Source organism: Prescottella sp. GW823-FHT02E09 (assembly GCF_058797375.1).
Genome location: NZ_JBXAJP010000004.1, coordinates 388,165 through 405,783, shown reverse-complemented (window position 1 = coordinate 405,783; position 17,619 = coordinate 388,165). Strand labels below are relative to the sequence as shown.

The window sequence follows — 17,619 nt, the reverse complement described above, 5'->3', positions numbered from 1 at the left end:
TGGTTCAGATTCGCTGTGCACTGTCACTCCAGTAGGATTCACGCACATCCTTCTTCAGTACCTTTCCGTTCGAGCTGCGTGGCAGCCGATCGACTACATCGATCCGCTTCGGGGCCTTGTAGCTGCCGAGCTTGTCCTTGCATCTGCGAATCAGTGCTTCACGATCGAGAGCGGCGCCCTCGTTGAGCTCGACGACTGCTACCACCTGCTCTCCCCAATCTTCGTGCGGCACACCAACTACTGCACAGTCCTGGATTGCAGGATCCGACCACAGGACTTGTTCCACCTCGCTCGGGTACACGTTGAGTCCGCCGGTGATGATCATGTCCTTCTTACGGTCAGTGATGTAGAGGTAGCCGGCATTGTCCAGGTGGCCGATGTCGCCGGTGTGAAGCCAGCCCTCGACGACCGTCTCGGCAGTCTTCGCAGGCTCGCGATAGTAGCCCTGCATGAGGAGGTCTCCGGCTACACAAACTTCGCCGCTGCGCCCCACCGGTAGTGGATTTCCGTCGTCGTCGCGGATTTCGACGTTCACGAACGGTCCTGGGCGGCCGCAGGAAGCGAGGATGCCGTCGCTGCGCAGGCGGCCGTCGACAAGATGCTCCTCAGGCCGAAGGAAAGATATGGCACCGAAGGCTTCGGTCTGGCCGTAGAACTCGATGAGGATCGGGCCGAAGACCTGGATCGCACGACGTAGCTTCTCTTCGGACATCGGTGCCGCACCGTAGATCAGATAGCGAAGTGACTCGAGACAGTAGTGCTCCTCCTCGACCATTTCGAGCAACCGGTAGATCACCGTCGGAGGCAGAAATACCTCTGTCACGGAGAACTTCTCGATCGCGGACAGCACCGCCCTCGGTTCCGCCCGTTCGATCACCACCACCGTTCCGCCACGAGCGGACACCGGGAGGCTGAGCATGCCCGCCGAATGCGTCAGCGGGGCGGCAGCGAGATTGACCACGGGTTCGTCAGCGTCGTATGTCAGGCCCAGCATGAAGTGAGCGAACGTGACACCGAAGGAGCGATGCGTGTTCACAACACCCTTCGGTCTTCCGGTGGTTCCTCCGGTTGCCGAGATGGAGACCACATCGTCGGGTCGAACATGCATGGGCGGTATCGTCTTCGGCTTCTCCGAGCACCAATCGATCAGCGAAGGTTCGTCTCCGAGCGGTGCATCGATACACACCACCAGACGAACCTTCCCCAATCCACGAATCCGGTCGACGATCGAGATCATGGTGCTGTGCACGAAGAGTACGGTGCAGTCGAAACTGTCGATGAGATCGACCAGAACGTCCTGCGAGCTGGACGGGTTCAAGGGAACCCAGACCATTCCGGCCCTCCACGTGCCCAGGACGGTGATCCAGGCCAGTGGGTCGTTCGGGGCGATGACCCCGATCTTGGCCTGGGCAGGCAGATCAGTGTCGAGCAGTGCATGAGCAATTCGGCAGGACAGTTCGCCCGCCTCGTCGAAGGTCCACGTTCCTCGCTCGCTGACATACGCGGTGCGGTGTCCACCCATACGCCAGCCGCGGTCGAACATGTCGATGACACTCACGAATCGATCCTTCCGAGAATGGTGACCGCGGCGACGGCCTCCTCGTACCCGAGGAATCCGCCTCCGTTCTCGGTCAAGCCGATCCGAGCATCGGTGACCTGCCGGGCTCCCGCTCGGCCACGCAACTGTTCGACGAGTTCGAAGATCTGACCGAGTCCGGTCGCGGCAAGAGGGTGTCCTTTCGATTCGAGCCCACCTGATGGATTGATGGGGATTCGCCCACCAATGGCGGTTGCGCCACTCGCCGCTTCCATTCCTCCGCCGCCGGGCTCACACAAACCCAACATCTCGCTCACCAGAATCTCTGCGAATGCGGTCGCATCGTGTACCTCTGCGACATCGACATCACCCGGACCCACACCGGCTTGTTCGTAGGCGGCACGCCCCGCAACACGGGTCACGTGTCGATTCCAGTCGCCGAGATCGCGATCCTGACCGGACACCACCACGCTGGCCATCACATCGACGGGGTCGGGGACGCCGAGTTTCCGGAGAGCCTCGGCGCTTCCCACCACAACCGCTGCAGCGCCGTCCGTGAGCGGGGCACACATCGGTACCGTCAGCGGTGGCGCGAGAGGACGTGCAGCGAGCACCTCGCGAACCGTCATCCCTGCTCTGTAGAAGGCACGTTCGTTGTGAACGGCATGCAGGTGGTTCTTGGCGGCAACGGCAGCGATCTGTTCGTCAGTCGTGCCGAACTCGCGCATGTGTGCGCGCGCAACTGCAGCATAGATATCCATGAATACGGAGCGCTGGCCGATGGCGGAGTCATCGATGTCACCGCCGAGTTCGGTAAGGGTCTCGGCGAGGGTCTCGGGCCTCGAGGTGTCGTACGCTCCGTCGAACACAGCCATCGCACGGGCACGATCACCGACATTCATCTTCTCCGCACCGACGGCCAGCGCGATATCGGCGAGCCCTGCCCTGACGTGAGCGACCGCGAGATGGAAAGCGCTTGTTCCACTGGCGCAAGCATTCTCGACGTTGAAGATCGGGATTCCTCCCAAGCCGATTCTGCGCAGGGCAATCTGTCCGCCAATCATGTGCTGACCTTCCAGCGGCGATTGCGTGGTGTTTGCATAGAACGCGATGTCGATATCCGAGAGGGAGAGAGCAGCGTCAGCAACCGCAGCGTGCACAGCCTCAGCGGCGAGGTCAGCCACGGAGCGGTCCCGGTGGCGGCCGAAGGTAGTCATTCCTGCGCCGGCTATCTGAACGGAAGCAGAATTGGAAGCAGTGGTCACGGTCAGTCCTCGAGAGGTTTGCGGGCGGTCTCCGGCATGGAGACGAAGGTCAAGAAGGTGATGGCGGACAGGGCTGCGATGTACCAACTGAACAGTGACGTTCGACCCGAGTCGATCAGCCACGTGGCGATGTAGGGACCTGTTCCACCGAAGATCGCCACTGTGAGCGCATAGGGAAATCCGATACCGAGGACGCGAATCCGGGAGGGGAAGAGCTCGGCCTGGACCGCTGACGCGATGGACGCGAAACACGCAAGCGCCGCCATGCCGGCACACTGCACGACGAGCAGGCTCCAGAAGCTGTTCGACAGCATCCCCAACAACGGCACCGTGCCCACGGTGAAGGCGAGGGAACTGGCATACAAGAAGGGCTTACGGCCGACCTTGTCGGATGCCCATCCGCATACGGGGACGACAGCCCAGAAGAAGATCAGGGAAATCAGTCCGATACGGATCGACTCTGCCCGATCGAAACCAACCGTGATCTGCGCGTACGTCGGCAAGAACACAACCCAGGTGTAGAAGGCGACAGATGGTCCGAGTTGCATCCCGACCACCTGCAGAGTCTGACGGGGATGCTGCCTGACAAAGTCGAACATTCCAGACTTCGCACGGCTTCCCGAAGGCGCTTCACCCGTGGTGAGGGTCTCCACGCTGCTACGGCGAATCCAGATGGCACACAACGACGCCGCAGCGCCGATCAAGAACGGTACACGCCATCCCCATGACTCCATCGCGGCTTGATCGAGGATTCCCGAGAGCAGAGCAACGGACCCGACAGCGGCAACATTGCCGGCCGTCGCGCCCAGGTAGAAGAAGCTCGAGAAGAACCCCCGCCGGTTCGGAGGGGCCGATTCGACGAGAAATGCAGAGGCGGAACCGTATTCGCCGCCCGTGGACAAGCCCTGGAGCAACCGCGCCGCGATGAGGATCACCGGAGCGAGAAGGCCGATCTGATCGTACGTAGGAGACAGCCCGATAAGCAGGCTGCCGACCCCCATCAACGAAACAGTGGTTTGAAGTGCCTTCTTCCGCCCGTAGCGATCACCGAGTCGGCCGAGGAACAAGCTCCCGAGCGGACGCATGAAGAAGCCGACCGCAAAGACCCCGAGTGCCGCCAGCAGCGGGACGAGGCTACCTTCGCTGTCGCTGGGAAAGTACTGCTCGGCAAAATAGACCGCGAGCAGCGAGTAGATGTACCAGTCGTACCACTCGATGAGATTTCCGACGACAGCAGCAGCGATTTGCCTGTACGGGCGTTCCACGGCCGGGACGTGGGACACCTCGGCGATCTTCGATTTCATACACATGCCTCCGCAAGCTCGAGTACGCATGACAGCCGCCACCTGTGATGACGGTCATGTTCGCTTGAACAAGCATGGGGGGACACAGTCCGCTAGTCGACGGACGCCGGTCCGAAGATTATTGGAGATTCGAACAATTTATCGCTGTCAATCGATGCCGATCTCCAGCGCCCAGCTGAGCCCGATGATCACGTCGGTGCACTCGAGGTCGACATCGAGCAGTGCCTGGATCTTGTTCAACCTGTACCGGAGCGTGTTCGGGTGCACCACGAGGGCCGCAGCGGCAGACTGGACATTGCGGCGATGCTCGAGGAAGACCGCAAGCGTGCCCTCCAGTTCTCGGGATGAACGATCCTGTGCCCGTAAGGGATTGAGGTATCGATCGCGTAGCCACTCGCCAACCACGGGAGCACTCCGTGCAGCTGCCCGCCAGGTCACATCGTCGAGCGTGTACACCCCCGGGATGCCGCGAGGTGCTACCACGGCGTACACCAGTTCGGCGATCTGCATCGCTGCTGCGGCCGAGGCGGGCTCGCACGGTGGCCCGAGGGCAACGACACCGAGTCGATCGGGATCGGGCTTTCGGGGGCTCAACCCGATGCAACGCTCGTCCCACACACATGTCAGCGCCGCACGATCGCCGCTTCGTCCCGTCGACTCGAGACGTTGCCGCAGAGCATGGTGGCCGACACCGTCGATCGGTTGTGCAATGAGGGGATGGTAGGAGCTTGTGGGGGACAGGCCATACTCCGAGGTGATCACCGCACCGAACGAGCCGGTGACCACATCGCGAATGAAGTTCGTCCGCGCCCTGTCCTCCTCCAGCGCATTCTCGATACCGATACGCTGGTATGTCACCGCGGCCTGGCTGATGAAGTGGTCGCCGAGGCGCCAGAGCAGGCGGGCACCAGCGAGCACCTGGGCCGGATCGACCTGCTCCCGAGCTGCCCACTCGTTGAACCGCTCGTAGATCACGGTGATCGACAGTCGGTAGCCGCGGATGATGTCCTCGATCGGGATTCCCTGCGCGGCCCGCTCCGCGGTCGTACCAGTGGCCTCCGCGACCGTCTCGGGAGCCGGGACGTCTCCACGCTCGAGGACCTCGGCCGAACGCATCACGTTCCGGTGGAGCGAACTCCTCAGGTCATCGACAGGAATCGCCCGGTACGAGGGAATCTCATTCATCCCGCGGTCGATGCAGTCCTGCGTGATGCTGTCGACATCACGTCGCATCATCGACGCCCCCTCGGCTAGGACACGTAGTGCGCGCTCGTCAAGCATCCATTCCTGCCCGTCCATTCTCGCGACACCGGCATAGAGACTGCATCAGCCCGGGTGACGACAACAATAGGACCAGGGGCCGGCAAGAGGCACGAGGGGCAGCTGCAGGGCGGGGCGAGGACGAGGTGTGTGCTCCACGACTCGGAGCCTCGGGCCTATGTGCAATGGTTTCTCTCACAGCCCGACCCGGGGCTACGAAACGTGGCGAACCTCGCCCAGGCTGGAAGGGCGACGCGGCGTGAGTAGCTACGAGGAAGTCGAGAACTCCGTTCGCAAGTGTGCAACCCGCGCTACGGCCGAGGCGCAGGTCGCGTTCGGGATCGCGGTCACTCGGGAGCTTCTCACCGCCGATGGCGTGGAAGCGGCAGCGGCAGTGGAGCTGACGGAGTCCGGAGCACGCGCCGTCAGCGCGGCGGCCGACGGCGCGGGTACGGCGTCTGCCGAGCAGCTTCGGGCATGGATCGTGGAGATCGACGAGGGCGATCTGTCGGATGGCGACATGGACCCGGATCTCCTGCGCGCGATCACCGCGCTGGAGGCGTGGGCCGCCTATCTGGAGGAGAGGTCGTCGGAGCGGATCGCCGCACTCGGCATCGCGCTGCTCGAGCAGGCGGACTTCGAGGCCAGTGGGGCACCGTTGGACGACTTCCTCGCGCCGCCGGAGACTCGGCAGGCGTTCGAGCGGATTCGTGTGGCCCTCGCCGAGCCAACGATGCATGGAAGCGAGCCGCAGGCTGTGTGGGAGAACAGCATTACGATCGAGGCTGCGGACATGGCGGCTGTCCGGCAGGCCTTCGTCGCTGCGGCGGTGTCGCGTCGACTGCGGATCGCAGGCGCGATCGCGCTCCCGATCGCGCTGGTCGTCGGCGTCGTGGCGGCGGTGTCGGGTCGCCCCATCGGGGTGTTCGCACTCGGGGTGATCGCAGCCCTCGCGCTGCTGCTTGTCGTCTTCGTGCTCGTCCTTCGTCGCGTCGCCACGAAGGCGGTTGAGGACGGCATGAGTGCCGGATCGCGCCTCACGGTGCGGATCGACGCGGACGGGCTGGGGTTGGACGGCAGGTTCGGCTCATCGCGTGCGCCGTGGGATTCGCTCTCCGGCACCGTGCGCATCAAGGACGGCATCGTGTTTCGGAACATGGCGGGGAAGGCGGCTTTCTTCGTGCCAGGTCGCACACTCGACGATACTGCACTTGCACTGGTCGAGGAGTACATCGATCGGGATCGGACAAGGAGCGGAGATGAGTGACGCGTTCGTGATCAGGCGCAGCGTGACGAGCATGGAGGGCGTCACGTGAGCGAGACCTACGACTGGGATCGACTCTTCCACGCGTATGCCCTGGCGACGGACACACCGGCTCATCTGGAGGCGTTGGTGTGTCCCGACGAGACGGCGTTCTCGGCGGCGATCGAGCATCTGTACAGCGCGGTACTGCATCAGGGCACCATCTACCCGGCAACGGCGCCCGCAGTTTCCGCTGTTGCACAAGCGGTTTCGTTCTGGAGTGGCGATGCGGACCGGAAGACAGCGTCGGCACGCCTGCCTGCGCTGGCGGATTTCCTCGATGCCGCGGGCGACAGCCTGACCCAGGCCGGGGAGCTGCTCGCGGACGGAGACGAGGTCGTGTCGCCTTCCGCCGAGGAGGAACGCGAGTTCTTCGAGACGCTGGCGTCCGACGACGAGGAAGAATCGGAGGAAGCGTGGGAGTCGCCCGTGGCCGGCGTGCTCATGACTCTCGCCGTCCCGGCACTCCGGCAACAGACGGACCCGGTCCTGGAGGGGCTGCTTCAGCTCATGAGATCGGAGGCCGACGCCCACCAGGCCGGGGCGGTGAGCGCGTTGGCGCGGTGGCACGGCACCGCGACATCTCCGTATCAGCGCCGGGTCGCCGCGGCGCTGTCTGCGTTCGCGGACAGCGCCACGGGGCGTGACGACCGGGCCGCGGCTGTTCTCGCTCTCGGCACCGTCGGAGCCGACGTCAGCGGCTGGCTCGCCGACGCCGATCCTGCGATCCGCGCTTGTGCCGCAATGCATCTGCCGTCTTCCGGGCAGGCCGCGAAAGAACTCGTTCGTGCGCTGACCCAGCCGGACGAGGTCGACCAGTGGTTCGAACGGAATCCGAGCAGTTTTCCCATGCACGTCCGGTTCACGCTGCTGAACTCGCTCCTGCAACGGGACGCAACCTTCGCCGCGATCCTGCCGGCGGCCGTTGCGATAGCGCAGCTTTCGACTCCGTACACGGCCGACAGCGACTGGGGACCGTTGCTTCGTGCCGCGTTCCCCGAGGTCGAATTCGTTCCGGGCGAGTACCCACCGGTACCCGAGAACATCGGCGCGCCTCAGCGGCAGTTCCTCGCAGCCTTGGTGGCGAACGAGAAGTTGTGGGGAACGAACATCGGCAACGCAGGTCTGGCGCTCATGCGCGTCGGTCTGCCGTACGACCGACACGCAATCACGTTGCTGCTCAACCACGGGACCGTAGATGAGTGACGACGGTCGCGACCAGGCGTGGCGGGACGAGCTGATCCGCCTGGGCGGCAGCATCCATCAGGACGAGGCGGAGCCGCTCAGCGACGAGGAGGACGCCGTCCAGCAGGCAGGGATCGATCGGTACCTCGCGATGCTCGATGCCCTCGACGGGCGGGCCATCGATGCGGAAACCGTCGAGGCGATCCTGTGGTCGTTGCACCCGCTCGACGACTACGGCATCTACGAGGCCGCCTACGGCTCTCTCTCGCAAGCCGATCCGGCAACGGGTGGTGCCGCCACCGCGCGGGTGCTGCCGAACTGGCTGGAATCGCGCGGGGATCACGGCAGCATCCGTACCGGCTCGATGTTCGTCACGAGTAGCGAGAACGCGAGCCGCGCGTTCCTCACGGCGGCCGACACCTGGGGCGATGCGCAGCGTGCACTCGTGCACCGCACGCTCGGCCGCTGGGTCCGTGACGACGAGCAGTGGGAGCCGATCCACGAGGCACTCGGCGGCACGAACAGGAAGCCGATGCTCGATCCGATCCCGGACGACTGGCCCGAGGACTGGAGATCCGCGGCCGAGGCGTTCCGCGAAAGTGGTCGGGTCGATCGCGCCTGGACGAACGAGAAGGACTTCCCGAGCAACTTCGAGCGCGTGTTCGCAATCATGGAGCTCGGCCACGGCGCGCGCTGGCGGGAGGTGCCCGACTTCCTCAACGCGCTGCTCCTGCGGCGAAGGAACGAACTCCCGAAGTTCATCGGTGCACTCGCCGCGCTCCCCGACGATCGCCGCGAACGCATCGTCCGTGCCGTCGACGCCGCGCGGCCGGACACCGCCGAGTACCTGCGGGAACTTTTGGAACGACTCTAGGACCGCGGCGGTGGCGGAGGGGCGGACGTGTTTGCCGATTCTGCTGAGCGCCTTGGGGACCCGATTGCCGACACAATGGGAGCGTCCCCTCCGCACTGGCCGCGGAGGGGACGCTTCACCGTCCGGGGCGCTCGGGCGTCCGGGCCGAGGACTACTCGCCGAGCCGCTCGTCCGCGTAGACGACCATCGCGTCCCGCTGGTACTCGGCCAGGCCCTCGGCGATCCTCTCGTAGTTCGCCTTGAACCGCTCGTCGTCCACATACATCTGCCCCAGGCATTTGTACGCGTCCCGGTTCGGAGTCCACATGCGGCAGATGCCCTGGTATTGCGTGTGGATCTCGGCCTGGACCGCCCCATCGCCGACCGGGGTGCCGGCGGCCATGAACTCGGCCATGCGGATCATCGCCGCGGTCAGCTCACGCTGCATACGCTCGACGTCCTCGGCGGTCATCGTCCCGGTGTTGCGCCGAGACTGCTCGAACTCCTCCGGCCAGCGTTCGCGGGCCTCGTCGTCGTACTGCGTGTGGTCGAAGCCCTCGAACAGGTTCTCCGGGCGGTTGATCTTTGCTGTCATTTCCGTCGTCCCTTCGAGTTCGGCGATGGTGCGCGCCACGGTGTCGGCCATCCGCGTGAGGCGGTTGCGCTCTCCGAGGAGGCGGATGTGCTGGCGCTTGAGGGCGGCGAGCGTGTCCAGCTCGGAGTCGACCGACTCGGCGATCTCGGCGAGGCCCAGGCCGAGCTCGCGCAGGACGAGGATCTGCTGCAGGCGCAGCAGTTGCGCATCCTCGTAGTAGCGGTAGCCGTTGCTGCCCACGTAGGCGGGCTCGAGCAGTCCGATGTCGTCGTAGTGCCGCAAGGTGCGGGCGGTGACGCCCGACATCCGCGCCACATCCGCGATCGACCAGCCCATGGTGCTTCCCATCTTCCGTGAAGCCGGTCCGTCCGGCCTCGTCTTCGACCGTAGAAGTTGCCGCTACGTGAAGGTCAAACGGGAATGCGCCGAACCACAGCCGCCGGCCGCGTGCCTGAGCGCGATCCGAGCTGAGCCTCAGCGACCGAAGCAACGCCCGAAGAACCCACCCCTGCCCGACGCGAGCGGCACCCACTCAAGGTTCCACAGTTCCTCGACCGTGATCCTGGCGAGGCGGCAGACGAACTCCAGGTGCGCGTCCTCCGGGTCGTCCTCGGTCTCGAACACCGCCTCGGCGTCGATCGGGGCGCCGAGGTCTTCGGCGACCTCGCGCTCGGCGAGCACTCGGAGGCGGGGGTCGTCGCCGAACGACTGGACCACGTAGACGTCGCTGGTGCCACCGAGAGTGACGAGCACCGTTCCCGCGGGCGGCTCGGAGAGCTGCGGAAGCTGCTGGAGATCGAGACCGGGATCCACGAGCACCACGTGCGCGCCGACCTGTGCGGCCGACGGGCCGGCCGCGGTGCTGCGGCTCGCTTCGTCGAAGTCGATCGTCGATTCGGCGTCAGCTCCGAAGGCCGAGAGGTCGGTGTTGGGCACGAAGCCCAGCATGAAGTTCATCGACATTTGCGACAGCCTAGCGACCGGGGACGGCGGTTCCCCGGATCGAGTAGCCGCCGTGTGCCGCCGGGTTCGCGCTCGCTACTCGCCGTCGGCCCGCCCGTCCGCGTACTGCGCGACCACGCGGTCACGCCATTCGCGGAAGTCGTCGAACTTGCCGGCGAGCGCCTGCCACAGCTCGGCGGCGCTGTTCACCCAGTCCGTGTCCTCCGGATCCGGAACATCTTCCGGGGCATGGTTGGCGCCGGGGACGACATAGGTCGGGTTGCCCTGCGGATTGACGATGAGGAACCCGGCCGCGATGCACAGCTCATAGATGAACGTCGTCTCCTCCTCCGTCAGCGAGGCGTGATCGATCCCACCGCTCAGCGGCTCCTCCTGATCGAGCGGGTCGAGGTGTAGGTCGGTCCAGTGGCCGTCGAACGAGAGCGCCTGCCCGTCCGCATCGACGAGAAGCGAACTTTGGCCGTCGCTGTCCACCACGTGCAGGCCGCGCGTCTCGAGGAAGGCGGCGACGGCATCGCGATCCGCGTCGCACTGCTCGTCTCCCTGGACGCGGACGAAGATCAGCGAGAATCCCATGCCCGGAATACTGTGCCGTCGCGTGTCCCTCCGCAAGGAAGACAATGACGGTCGCGGACGATGCCCCGTTCGCACAGTGCGGGCTAGGAGACGGCTTCACGCAACGTCCCCATCGGCCGGCGAGTTCGGCCGAGGCTAGGCGGACGGCTTTCGGCGGTCGTCGATTGCCCCAGACGGCACCTCGCTGCGGATCCCAGAGCATCAGGCCATGGCTCAGTGCCACCTCCATCAGGACGCCGGTGTAGTGCTCAACCGCCGAGTGCGGTGCGTGGACGATGATCCATGCGGTCTCGCCATCTCGACCCGAACTCGCGATCAGCGCGTTGTCAGGATCCGTCGCCTCGTCCGGGAAGAGGGCAGCGAGCTCCGCCGGCGCCGCGGGTAGAAGTGCGACGCGCGGTTCATGAACGCAGCCAGGGGGATCGGCATACCGCAGTGCAGGCAGGGCTCCCAGTGCGGCCATGAGGATTCAGCAACCCGGCAGGTCGAAGAGCCCGCCGGTACGTCGCGCGTCTCACGACGGAACTGTCGCCCCTCCGCATCTTGTCGATTCGCCAGGCCTCGTGGTCGGCGACCATACGGTCGGCACGATGCAGCCAAACCTCGAACTTGTTCTTCCCGTTGGGCGTAGCGAGTAATCGACGTTACGTGTCGATGTGGAGGGCGATGGTCTTCTCCGCGAGCGCGGTGAGGCGTTCTGGGGGATAGATCTTCGGGTCGGCTAGGACGAGGCGCCCGGATTCCCACATCACAGCGAGCAGCATTCGCGCGAGGAGGGGTACGTCGGTGTCTTTGTCGAGACCAGCACCGACAGTCCGGTCGAGGAGTTTCTCGAGGCTCTGCGCGGCGACTTCCCTACCGAGTTCGAGTCGTGCACGGAATTGGGGGGTGCTGCTGTCGGCGAGCATGAACACCGCTCTCCACAGGTCCGGTGACTCCTGAACGATGTCGAGGAAGTTCCGAAATCCGGTCGTGGCTGCCTGGACCGGCGTCCCGTGATCCGCCGGCGGCATCGCCGCGACCCATTGGGCGGTTGCGCGTTCCTCTTCTCGTGCCAGTGAGGCACGCAGCAGCGCGTTGCTGTCCTCGAAGTGGCCGTAGACCACCGGCCGGGTCACCCCGGCCTCCCTTGCGACGGAGTCGATGGAGACCTTGTGAACTCCCTGGGTCACGATCACACGCAACGCAGCATCGAGCAGCTGTTCGCGGCGCTTCTCGGGTGCCATGCGCTCGGCGTACCGCCCCTTGGCCTGCCGCACCGTGATTGCCATCGCTCCTCCTGCTTCGGTTCCCGCCTCTTGACACGTGACTCCCACCGGACAATTGTTACACGCACTGTAAGTTACAGTTAGTGTAGGAATTGAGGGGCGTCGATGGTTCGAGACAGAAGCGACCGCGTTTGCGTGATCGGCGCCGGATACGCCGGTCTCGGCTTGGCATATGCGTTGAAGATGGCGGGCATTGCCTATGAGCAGTTGGAGGCCACTGGACGCATCGGCGGGAACTGGGCCCACGGCGTGTACGACTCCACCCATCTGATCAGCTCTAAGAAGTCGACCCAATACGTCGAGCATCCGATGCCGCAGGGATACCCGACGTTCCCGAGCGCAGTACAGATGCTCGACTATCTCGAGTCCTATGTGAGTCGTTTCGGCCTCGACGGCAACCTCGAGCTCGATACGGAGGTGGCCCGCGTTTGGCCGGTGGACGCGACCGGCACAGCGGGGTGGTACGTGGAACTGGCGACCGGCGAGGTCCGCCGGTATCGCGCCGTTGTGATCGCCAACGGTCACTACTGGGAGCGCAACATACCCACCTACCCGGGCGAATTCACCGGTCGGCAGCTGCACTCCAAGGACTACCGGCGGCCCGAGGATTTCGGGCCGAGCTACCGGGTACTGGTGGTCGGGGCGGGTAACTCCGCCAGCGATCTCGCGGTCGAGGCGGCCGCAACGTTCGGGACGGCCGATATCTCGATGCGCCGCGGCTACTGGTTCATCCCCAAGTCCATCTTCGGCATCCCATCCTCGGAGTACGACCGGCTCTGGTGCCCAATGCCCCTGCAACGGTTCGTGTTCAGGCAGATGCTGCGACTGTCCTACGGCGACTACCGCCGCTACGGCCTGCAGAGGCCGGACCACAAGCTGTTCACCAAGGACGTGACCGTCAACTCCTCGCTGATGTACGCGCTGGAGCACGGCAAGGTTCATCCGAGACCGGAGATCGAGGGGTTCGACGACGAGGTGGTGCACTTCGCGGACGGCAGCTCGGAAACGTACGACACGATCGTGTGGGCCACCGGGTTTCGAACGCGGTTCCCGATGCTCGACGAATCGATGTTCGTGTGGGAGAACGGCCAACCGCTGCTCGTCGAGCACGTGCTGGTTCCGCGCTACGCCAACCTCTATCTATGGGGGCTCGTGGCGCCCCGGTCGGGTGCCGGCCGGATCATCTCCCACGGCGCAGCCTTCCTCGCCGACGCCATCGGCGCCCAGGAGCAGCTCGACGAACCATTGTCAGACATGGTCGGCCGGTGGATCCCTACGCGGTCTTCCATGCTTGCCGGCTCGGCGGAGATCCTCGGCCGAATCACCCTCGCCCGACGACTCTTACGCCTTCTCACCACCCATTCCGCCCCACAGCCTCACCGTCAGGAGGTCACAGCATGAGCCTTCCCGCGCCGTCCGCCACCGCTCGCGCCGTGATCACCGGCGCCTCCAGCGGCATCGGCGAGGCCATCGCCGAAAGCCTCGCCAAACGCGGCCACTCCCTGATCGTTGTGGCGCGACGCGAGGATCGGCTGCGCGCCCTGGCCGAGCGGCTCAGCAACCGGTACCTGGTCGCTGTCGACATCGAAGCATGCGATCTCGCCGACCGCACCCAGCGTGGCGCGCTCGCCGCCTCTCTCGCCGAGGCGGAGATCAACATCGTGTGCCTCAACGCCGGCTTCGCCACCTACGGTGCTCTCGGCGCTCTCGATCCAGACCGGGAACACGAGCAGGTCGAGCTCAATGTTCTTGCCGTGCACGACTTGCTACTGGCCGTGCTCCCGAAGCTTCTCGACCGCGGGTCAGGGGCGATCCTCGTGACCGGATCGACAGCAGGAAACCAGCCCAGCCCCAACAACGCCACCTACGCCGCGACCAAAGCGTTCGCGAACACATTCGCGGAGTCGCTTCACGGGGAGTTGGCCGGCACCGACGTCACCTGCACCCTGCTCGCGCCGGGCCCGGTGCGCACCGAGTTCGCTGCGGTCTCTCACCTAGGCAACGTCGAGAAACTACTCCCATCGTTCGCGTGGGTCAGCGCGCAGCAGGCCGCCGAGGCCGCGGTGCGGGGTATGGCGGCGGGTCGCCGCCGAGTGGTGCCCGGTATCACCGCGAAGCTGCAGGACATCGGCGGCCGGCACACCCCGCGCACCGTGCTCAACCCGATACTGCGCCGCGTCTACGGGCAGATGCGATGACTCCCCGGCGCACCGGCGACTACGGGCTGCTCGGCGGGGTACGCCAAGCTCTCGAACTCGCACCGCCACGCGGCCTGCTCTACCGAGACGCGCACTACTTCACCGCCACCGTCGAGGTCGACCCGACGGCGATGCGACGCTGGCTTCCGGCCGGCATCCGCCTCGCCGCCCCCGCCCGCGCCGAGGTGTTCACCGCCTGGTTCCCCGACTGCACCTACGGCTCGGCGTACCACGAGGCGGGTGTGTTCGTGCACATCAAAACACTGCGCGGCACCGGCATTCACTGCCCCTGGATGATCCTCGACGACGACGTCGCGCTCATCTTGGGTCGAGAGTTGCTCGGCTACCCCAAGAAGCTCGGCGACATCAGCTGGCAAGTCCAGGGCGACGAGATCGCCACCAGCGCATCCCGACGTGGCACCCAGTTGCTGACCATGGCGGGCAGCCTCGGCGACGTCCTCGCTGATGCGCCTCCGATTCTGGGCCGGCCGCACCGCAACGTCACCGGCACCCTCGGGCTTGCATTGCCCCGCGTCGTCGCCTTCACCCCGGGCGAGCATCCGATCCAGACCCGCCGAGTCGATCTGACCCAGTTCGCAATCGGCGGCTCCGAGCGCGATCCGCTCCATCTGATGGGCCTCGGCGAGGTCGTCGAAGCCCGACTCCACCGCGTCGACCTGTCCGCCGGGATCCCACCGGTTCCCATCCGACCTCTTACCCCGCTGTTCTCCCTGACCCGACTCCGACCGAGAGTGCTCTGACCATGACCACCAGTACCCTGGCCACCCCCTTCCAGCTACCCTGCGGCACGATCCTGCCCAATCGGATAGCCAAGGCCGCCATGAGCGAGCAGCTCGCCCACCGCGACGGCACACCCAGCGACAAACTCAGCCGCCTCTACGCCGTGTGGGCACGCAGCGGCGCCGGCCTTCTCATCACCGGCAACATCATGGTCGACCGCGACGCCCTCACCGAACCAGGCAATGTCATCCTCGACGACGGCCGCGGACTTGACGCCGTCCGTTCATGGACCACCGCGGCGAAGGAGTGCGGGTCGGCGGTCTGGGCGCAGCTCAACCATCCCGGCAAGGTCGCGGTCTCGCCCTTCAACAAGCGACCGGTCGCTCCAACAGCTACACGCAGCAGCGTGCCTGGCTACAACATCCGCAAGCCACGCGAACTCACCGCCACCGACATCGACGCCCTGATCGGCCAATTCGCCCGTAGCGCCGAACTCGCGATCGCGGGCGGCTTCGACGGCGTCCAGATCCACGCCGCCCACGGTTACCTTCTATCCCAGTTCCTGTCCCCGCTGGCCAACCAGCGATCCGACGCCTGGGGTGGTGACCCGAAACGCAGGATGAGGTTGCTGCTCGAGGTCGTGACCGCCGTCCGCGGCACTGTCGGAGCGCAGGTGCCGGTGTCGGTCAAACTCAACTCGGGAGACTTCACCTACGGCGGATTCGGTAACGGAGACGCCCTCGACGTCGCTCTCGCGCTCTCCGACGCCGGCATCGACCTGCTCGAGATCAGCGGCGGCGGATACGAGCAACCCGCGATGACCGGAGTCGCCCACGGGCAGGAAAACCCAACGCATGAGGGGTACTTCGCCGACTTCGCTGCCCAGGTCCGTCGCTCGACCCCGGTCCCTCTGCTCCTGACCGGCGGCCTGCGGACGCCCGGATACCTCGACGCCCTGGTCAACGACGACGCCGTCGACCTGGTCGGTATCGGTCGCCCAATGGCCTTCATACCCAACTATCCCGCGCGGGTGCTCTCCGGCGATCAACCCCGCCTGCCTTCGCATCCGCCCCGGCTGGGCTACCGGCCCCTCGACGGCTACATCGAATTGGCCTGGCACAACGACCAACTCCACAAGATCGCCACGGGAAAGTCCCCACAACGGAACCCCGGGATGCGCACGATCGCACGTGCCATCGCGCGTGTCAGCAACGCGGCCATCAAGCAAGTCACCATCCCCAGATAGGCGCCACCTGACCGGCGCCGCCGATCACACTGCCAGTGGGCCACCATCACTGGTGGGGGCGTTCGCGTATCGGTTCGGGCACCGCACCACGGTGCGCCCGCCACACGTACTCAACACCCACCAACGCCCACGGGATGCGAATCTGACCGGAAGCGAGGAACCCAGTGAACGTTCTGCACCTACACCAACGAATCTACGAAAAGACCGACGGCCGCGTCGGCCACCGCCTGATCGGTCCGCCCACATTGCTACTACGCACCCGCGGCCGACGAACCGGATACACACGCACAAACGCCCTGGTCTACGCTCGCGACGGCGACCACGTCATCGTCGTAGCCTCCAACGGAGGTCGCCCCGCAGACCCCGCGTGGTTACTCAACCTGACCGCCCACCCCGCCGTCGAACTACAGATCGGCCGCGCCCGTCGACAGGCCCACGCACAGCCCGTCTACCCCAAACACTTCGACTACGACCGCCTGCTCGCGCTGTGCGATGGCGTCAATCACGGCCGCTTCAGCGAGTACCGCCAGCTCACTGCCCGGCCAATCCCCATCGTGATCCTGAGCCCCGAAATCGAAAATCCGAGTCACGGAGCCCCGATACGTCCCCAAACGATGTAGGCGTCTCGCCGCCTCTCACAGCAGTGATCTTCGGATCCAGAAGGAACTCCGGACCGGGTGACACGCAGTGCCGACACCAGTCGCCGGAACGCGACCAGAATGGACTCAGCCTGGATGGAAGACAAGTACGGGACTGATTACCACTGATTACCTCGGAAAAGGGCATCCAGATCCGGAGCCTAACGCAGCAGCAGCTGTAGGTTCCGGGCCCCACTTGTCCGAGCCACCTTGGATTTTCAAGATCTTCCACGACACTTGTCACCCGAAATTCCGCGCGACGATGTCCTTTTCCACAGCCCTGGTCCGAGTCGATGCCAGATCATCGCGGCCACACACACTCTCGGTCTCCATTGTCACCCGTCCGCAGCCCCAAGAAACCACAGGCCGTCACAGGCACTCGGTGCCGGTACTGCCAGCCCCTCCGGGTTTCAGGCAGCCCGCCGATCGGCGCAACACGCCGGGTTGCGGCTTGTATGGCGTGGCGGCGCGTAGTCGAACCGCCGTTCCCCTGAGCTGGGGCTACTGCGCGGCCCAGAGATGTCCTGTTTGACGATCCTTGGGTTCGCGCGGTGAGGCCACGAATCCGGGGCGTGCACGGGTGGAACCGCTACTGGTATGCGAGGCGGAGTACCGCGAGCATACCGGCAGTAGCCTTCGTCATCCGAGCTGAAAGGGACAGCGCGACAAGGCGCCCGGCGAGGTCAA

Annotated in this window: 16 protein-coding genes; 8 read left to right on the top strand and 8 right to left on the bottom strand. The window is 65.3% G+C overall.

Annotation, left to right across the window (positions count from 1 at the left end; all coding sequences use genetic code 11):
• Positions 1-4 precede the first annotated feature (4 nt).
• The 4 genes from AC1RIF_RS12505 to AC1RIF_RS12490 form a co-directional block, all read right to left on the bottom strand.
• Positions 5-1,558, bottom strand: a complete 1,554-nt coding sequence (locus tag AC1RIF_RS12505) for a class I adenylate-forming enzyme family protein (protein ID WP_492601677.1) — start codon at positions 1,556-1,558, stop codon at positions 5-7.
• A complete protein-coding gene (locus AC1RIF_RS12500) occupies positions 1,555-2,802 on the bottom strand; it encodes a thiolase family protein (RefSeq protein ID WP_492601676.1) in 1,248 nt (415 codons plus the stop codon). The genes AC1RIF_RS12505 and AC1RIF_RS12500 overlap by 4 nt, the downstream gene beginning before the upstream one ends.
• Before the next feature lie 2 nt (positions 2,803-2,804).
• Entirely contained in the window at positions 2,805-4,106 is a 1,302-nt protein-coding gene (locus AC1RIF_RS12495) for an MFS transporter (RefSeq protein ID WP_492601675.1), read from the bottom strand.
• A 147-nt stretch (positions 4,107-4,253) separates the two neighbouring features.
• Positions 4,254-5,339 (bottom strand): PucR family transcriptional regulator, encoded by a 1,086-nt coding sequence (locus tag AC1RIF_RS12490; protein ID WP_492601885.1) that lies wholly within the window; start codon positions 5,337-5,339, stop codon positions 4,254-4,256.
• A 286-nt stretch (positions 5,340-5,625) separates the two neighbouring features.
• On the opposite strand from AC1RIF_RS12490, the gene AC1RIF_RS12485 reads away from it, so the two are divergent.
• The 3 genes from AC1RIF_RS12485 to AC1RIF_RS12475 are packed head-to-tail and all read left to right on the top strand — an operon-like array spanning position 5,626 to position 8,728.
• Positions 5,626-6,633 (top strand): hypothetical protein, encoded by a 1,008-nt coding sequence (locus AC1RIF_RS12485; RefSeq protein WP_492601674.1) that lies wholly within the window; start codon positions 5,626-5,628, stop codon positions 6,631-6,633.
• A gap of 45 nt (positions 6,634-6,678) precedes the next feature.
• Entirely contained in the window at positions 6,679-7,875 is a 1,197-nt protein-coding gene (locus tag AC1RIF_RS12480; protein ID WP_492601673.1) for a hypothetical protein, read from the top strand.
• Entirely contained in the window at positions 7,868-8,728 is an 861-nt protein-coding gene (locus AC1RIF_RS12475; protein WP_492601672.1) for a hypothetical protein, read from the top strand. The genes AC1RIF_RS12480 and AC1RIF_RS12475 overlap by 8 nt, the downstream gene beginning before the upstream one ends.
• Positions 8,729-8,879: 151 nt before the next feature.
• Here AC1RIF_RS12475 and AC1RIF_RS12470 read toward each other — a convergent pair whose 3' ends face one another.
• The 4 genes from AC1RIF_RS12470 to AC1RIF_RS12455 all read right to left on the bottom strand — a co-directional run bounded on the left by AC1RIF_RS12470 (position 8,880) and on the right by AC1RIF_RS12455 (position 12,112).
• A complete protein-coding gene (locus AC1RIF_RS12470; RefSeq protein WP_492601671.1) occupies positions 8,880-9,650 on the bottom strand; it encodes a MerR family transcriptional regulator in 771 nt (256 codons plus the stop codon).
• 126 nt (positions 9,651-9,776) lie between these two features.
• A complete protein-coding gene (locus tag AC1RIF_RS12465; protein ID WP_492601670.1) occupies positions 9,777-10,265 on the bottom strand; it encodes a hypothetical protein in 489 nt (162 codons plus the stop codon).
• Between the two features lie 75 nt (positions 10,266-10,340).
• The gene (locus AC1RIF_RS12460) at positions 10,341-10,841 is read right to left on the bottom strand and encodes a hypothetical protein (protein WP_492601669.1); all 501 of its coding nucleotides are present in this window, start codon (positions 10,839-10,841) and stop codon (positions 10,341-10,343) included.
• 644 nt (positions 10,842-11,485) lie between these two features.
• Entirely contained in the window at positions 11,486-12,112 is a 627-nt protein-coding gene (locus AC1RIF_RS12455; RefSeq protein ID WP_492601668.1) for a TetR/AcrR family transcriptional regulator, read from the bottom strand.
• Positions 12,113-12,244: 132 nt separating this feature from the next.
• Between AC1RIF_RS12455 and AC1RIF_RS12450 the strand changes: the two genes are divergently transcribed.
• The 5 genes from AC1RIF_RS12450 (at position 12,245) to AC1RIF_RS12430 (ending at position 16,914) form a co-directional block, all read left to right on the top strand.
• Positions 12,245-13,510 carry a flavin-containing monooxygenase gene (locus tag AC1RIF_RS12450; RefSeq protein WP_492601667.1) on the top strand — a complete coding sequence of 422 codons (1,266 nt, stop codon included), beginning with the start codon at positions 12,245-12,247 and terminating at the stop codon, positions 13,508-13,510.
• Positions 13,507-14,307, top strand: a complete 801-nt coding sequence (locus AC1RIF_RS12445; RefSeq protein ID WP_492601666.1) for an SDR family NAD(P)-dependent oxidoreductase — start codon at positions 13,507-13,509, stop codon at positions 14,305-14,307. Before AC1RIF_RS12450 ends, AC1RIF_RS12445 begins: the two co-directional genes overlap by 4 nt.
• A complete protein-coding gene (locus AC1RIF_RS12440) occupies positions 14,304-15,068 on the top strand; it encodes an acetoacetate decarboxylase family protein (protein WP_492601665.1) in 765 nt (254 codons plus the stop codon). The genes AC1RIF_RS12445 and AC1RIF_RS12440 overlap by 4 nt, the downstream gene beginning before the upstream one ends.
• A gap of 2 nt (positions 15,069-15,070) precedes the next feature.
• Positions 15,071-16,294 carry an NADH:flavin oxidoreductase/NADH oxidase family protein gene (locus tag AC1RIF_RS12435; RefSeq protein ID WP_492601664.1) on the top strand — a complete coding sequence of 408 codons (1,224 nt, stop codon included), beginning with the start codon at positions 15,071-15,073 and terminating at the stop codon, positions 16,292-16,294.
• A gap of 164 nt (positions 16,295-16,458) precedes the next feature.
• Positions 16,459-16,914: a nitroreductase/quinone reductase family protein gene (locus AC1RIF_RS12430; RefSeq protein WP_492601663.1), complete on the top strand. Its 456-nt coding sequence runs from the start codon at positions 16,459-16,461 to the stop codon at positions 16,912-16,914.
• Positions 16,915-17,619 lie beyond the last annotated feature (705 nt).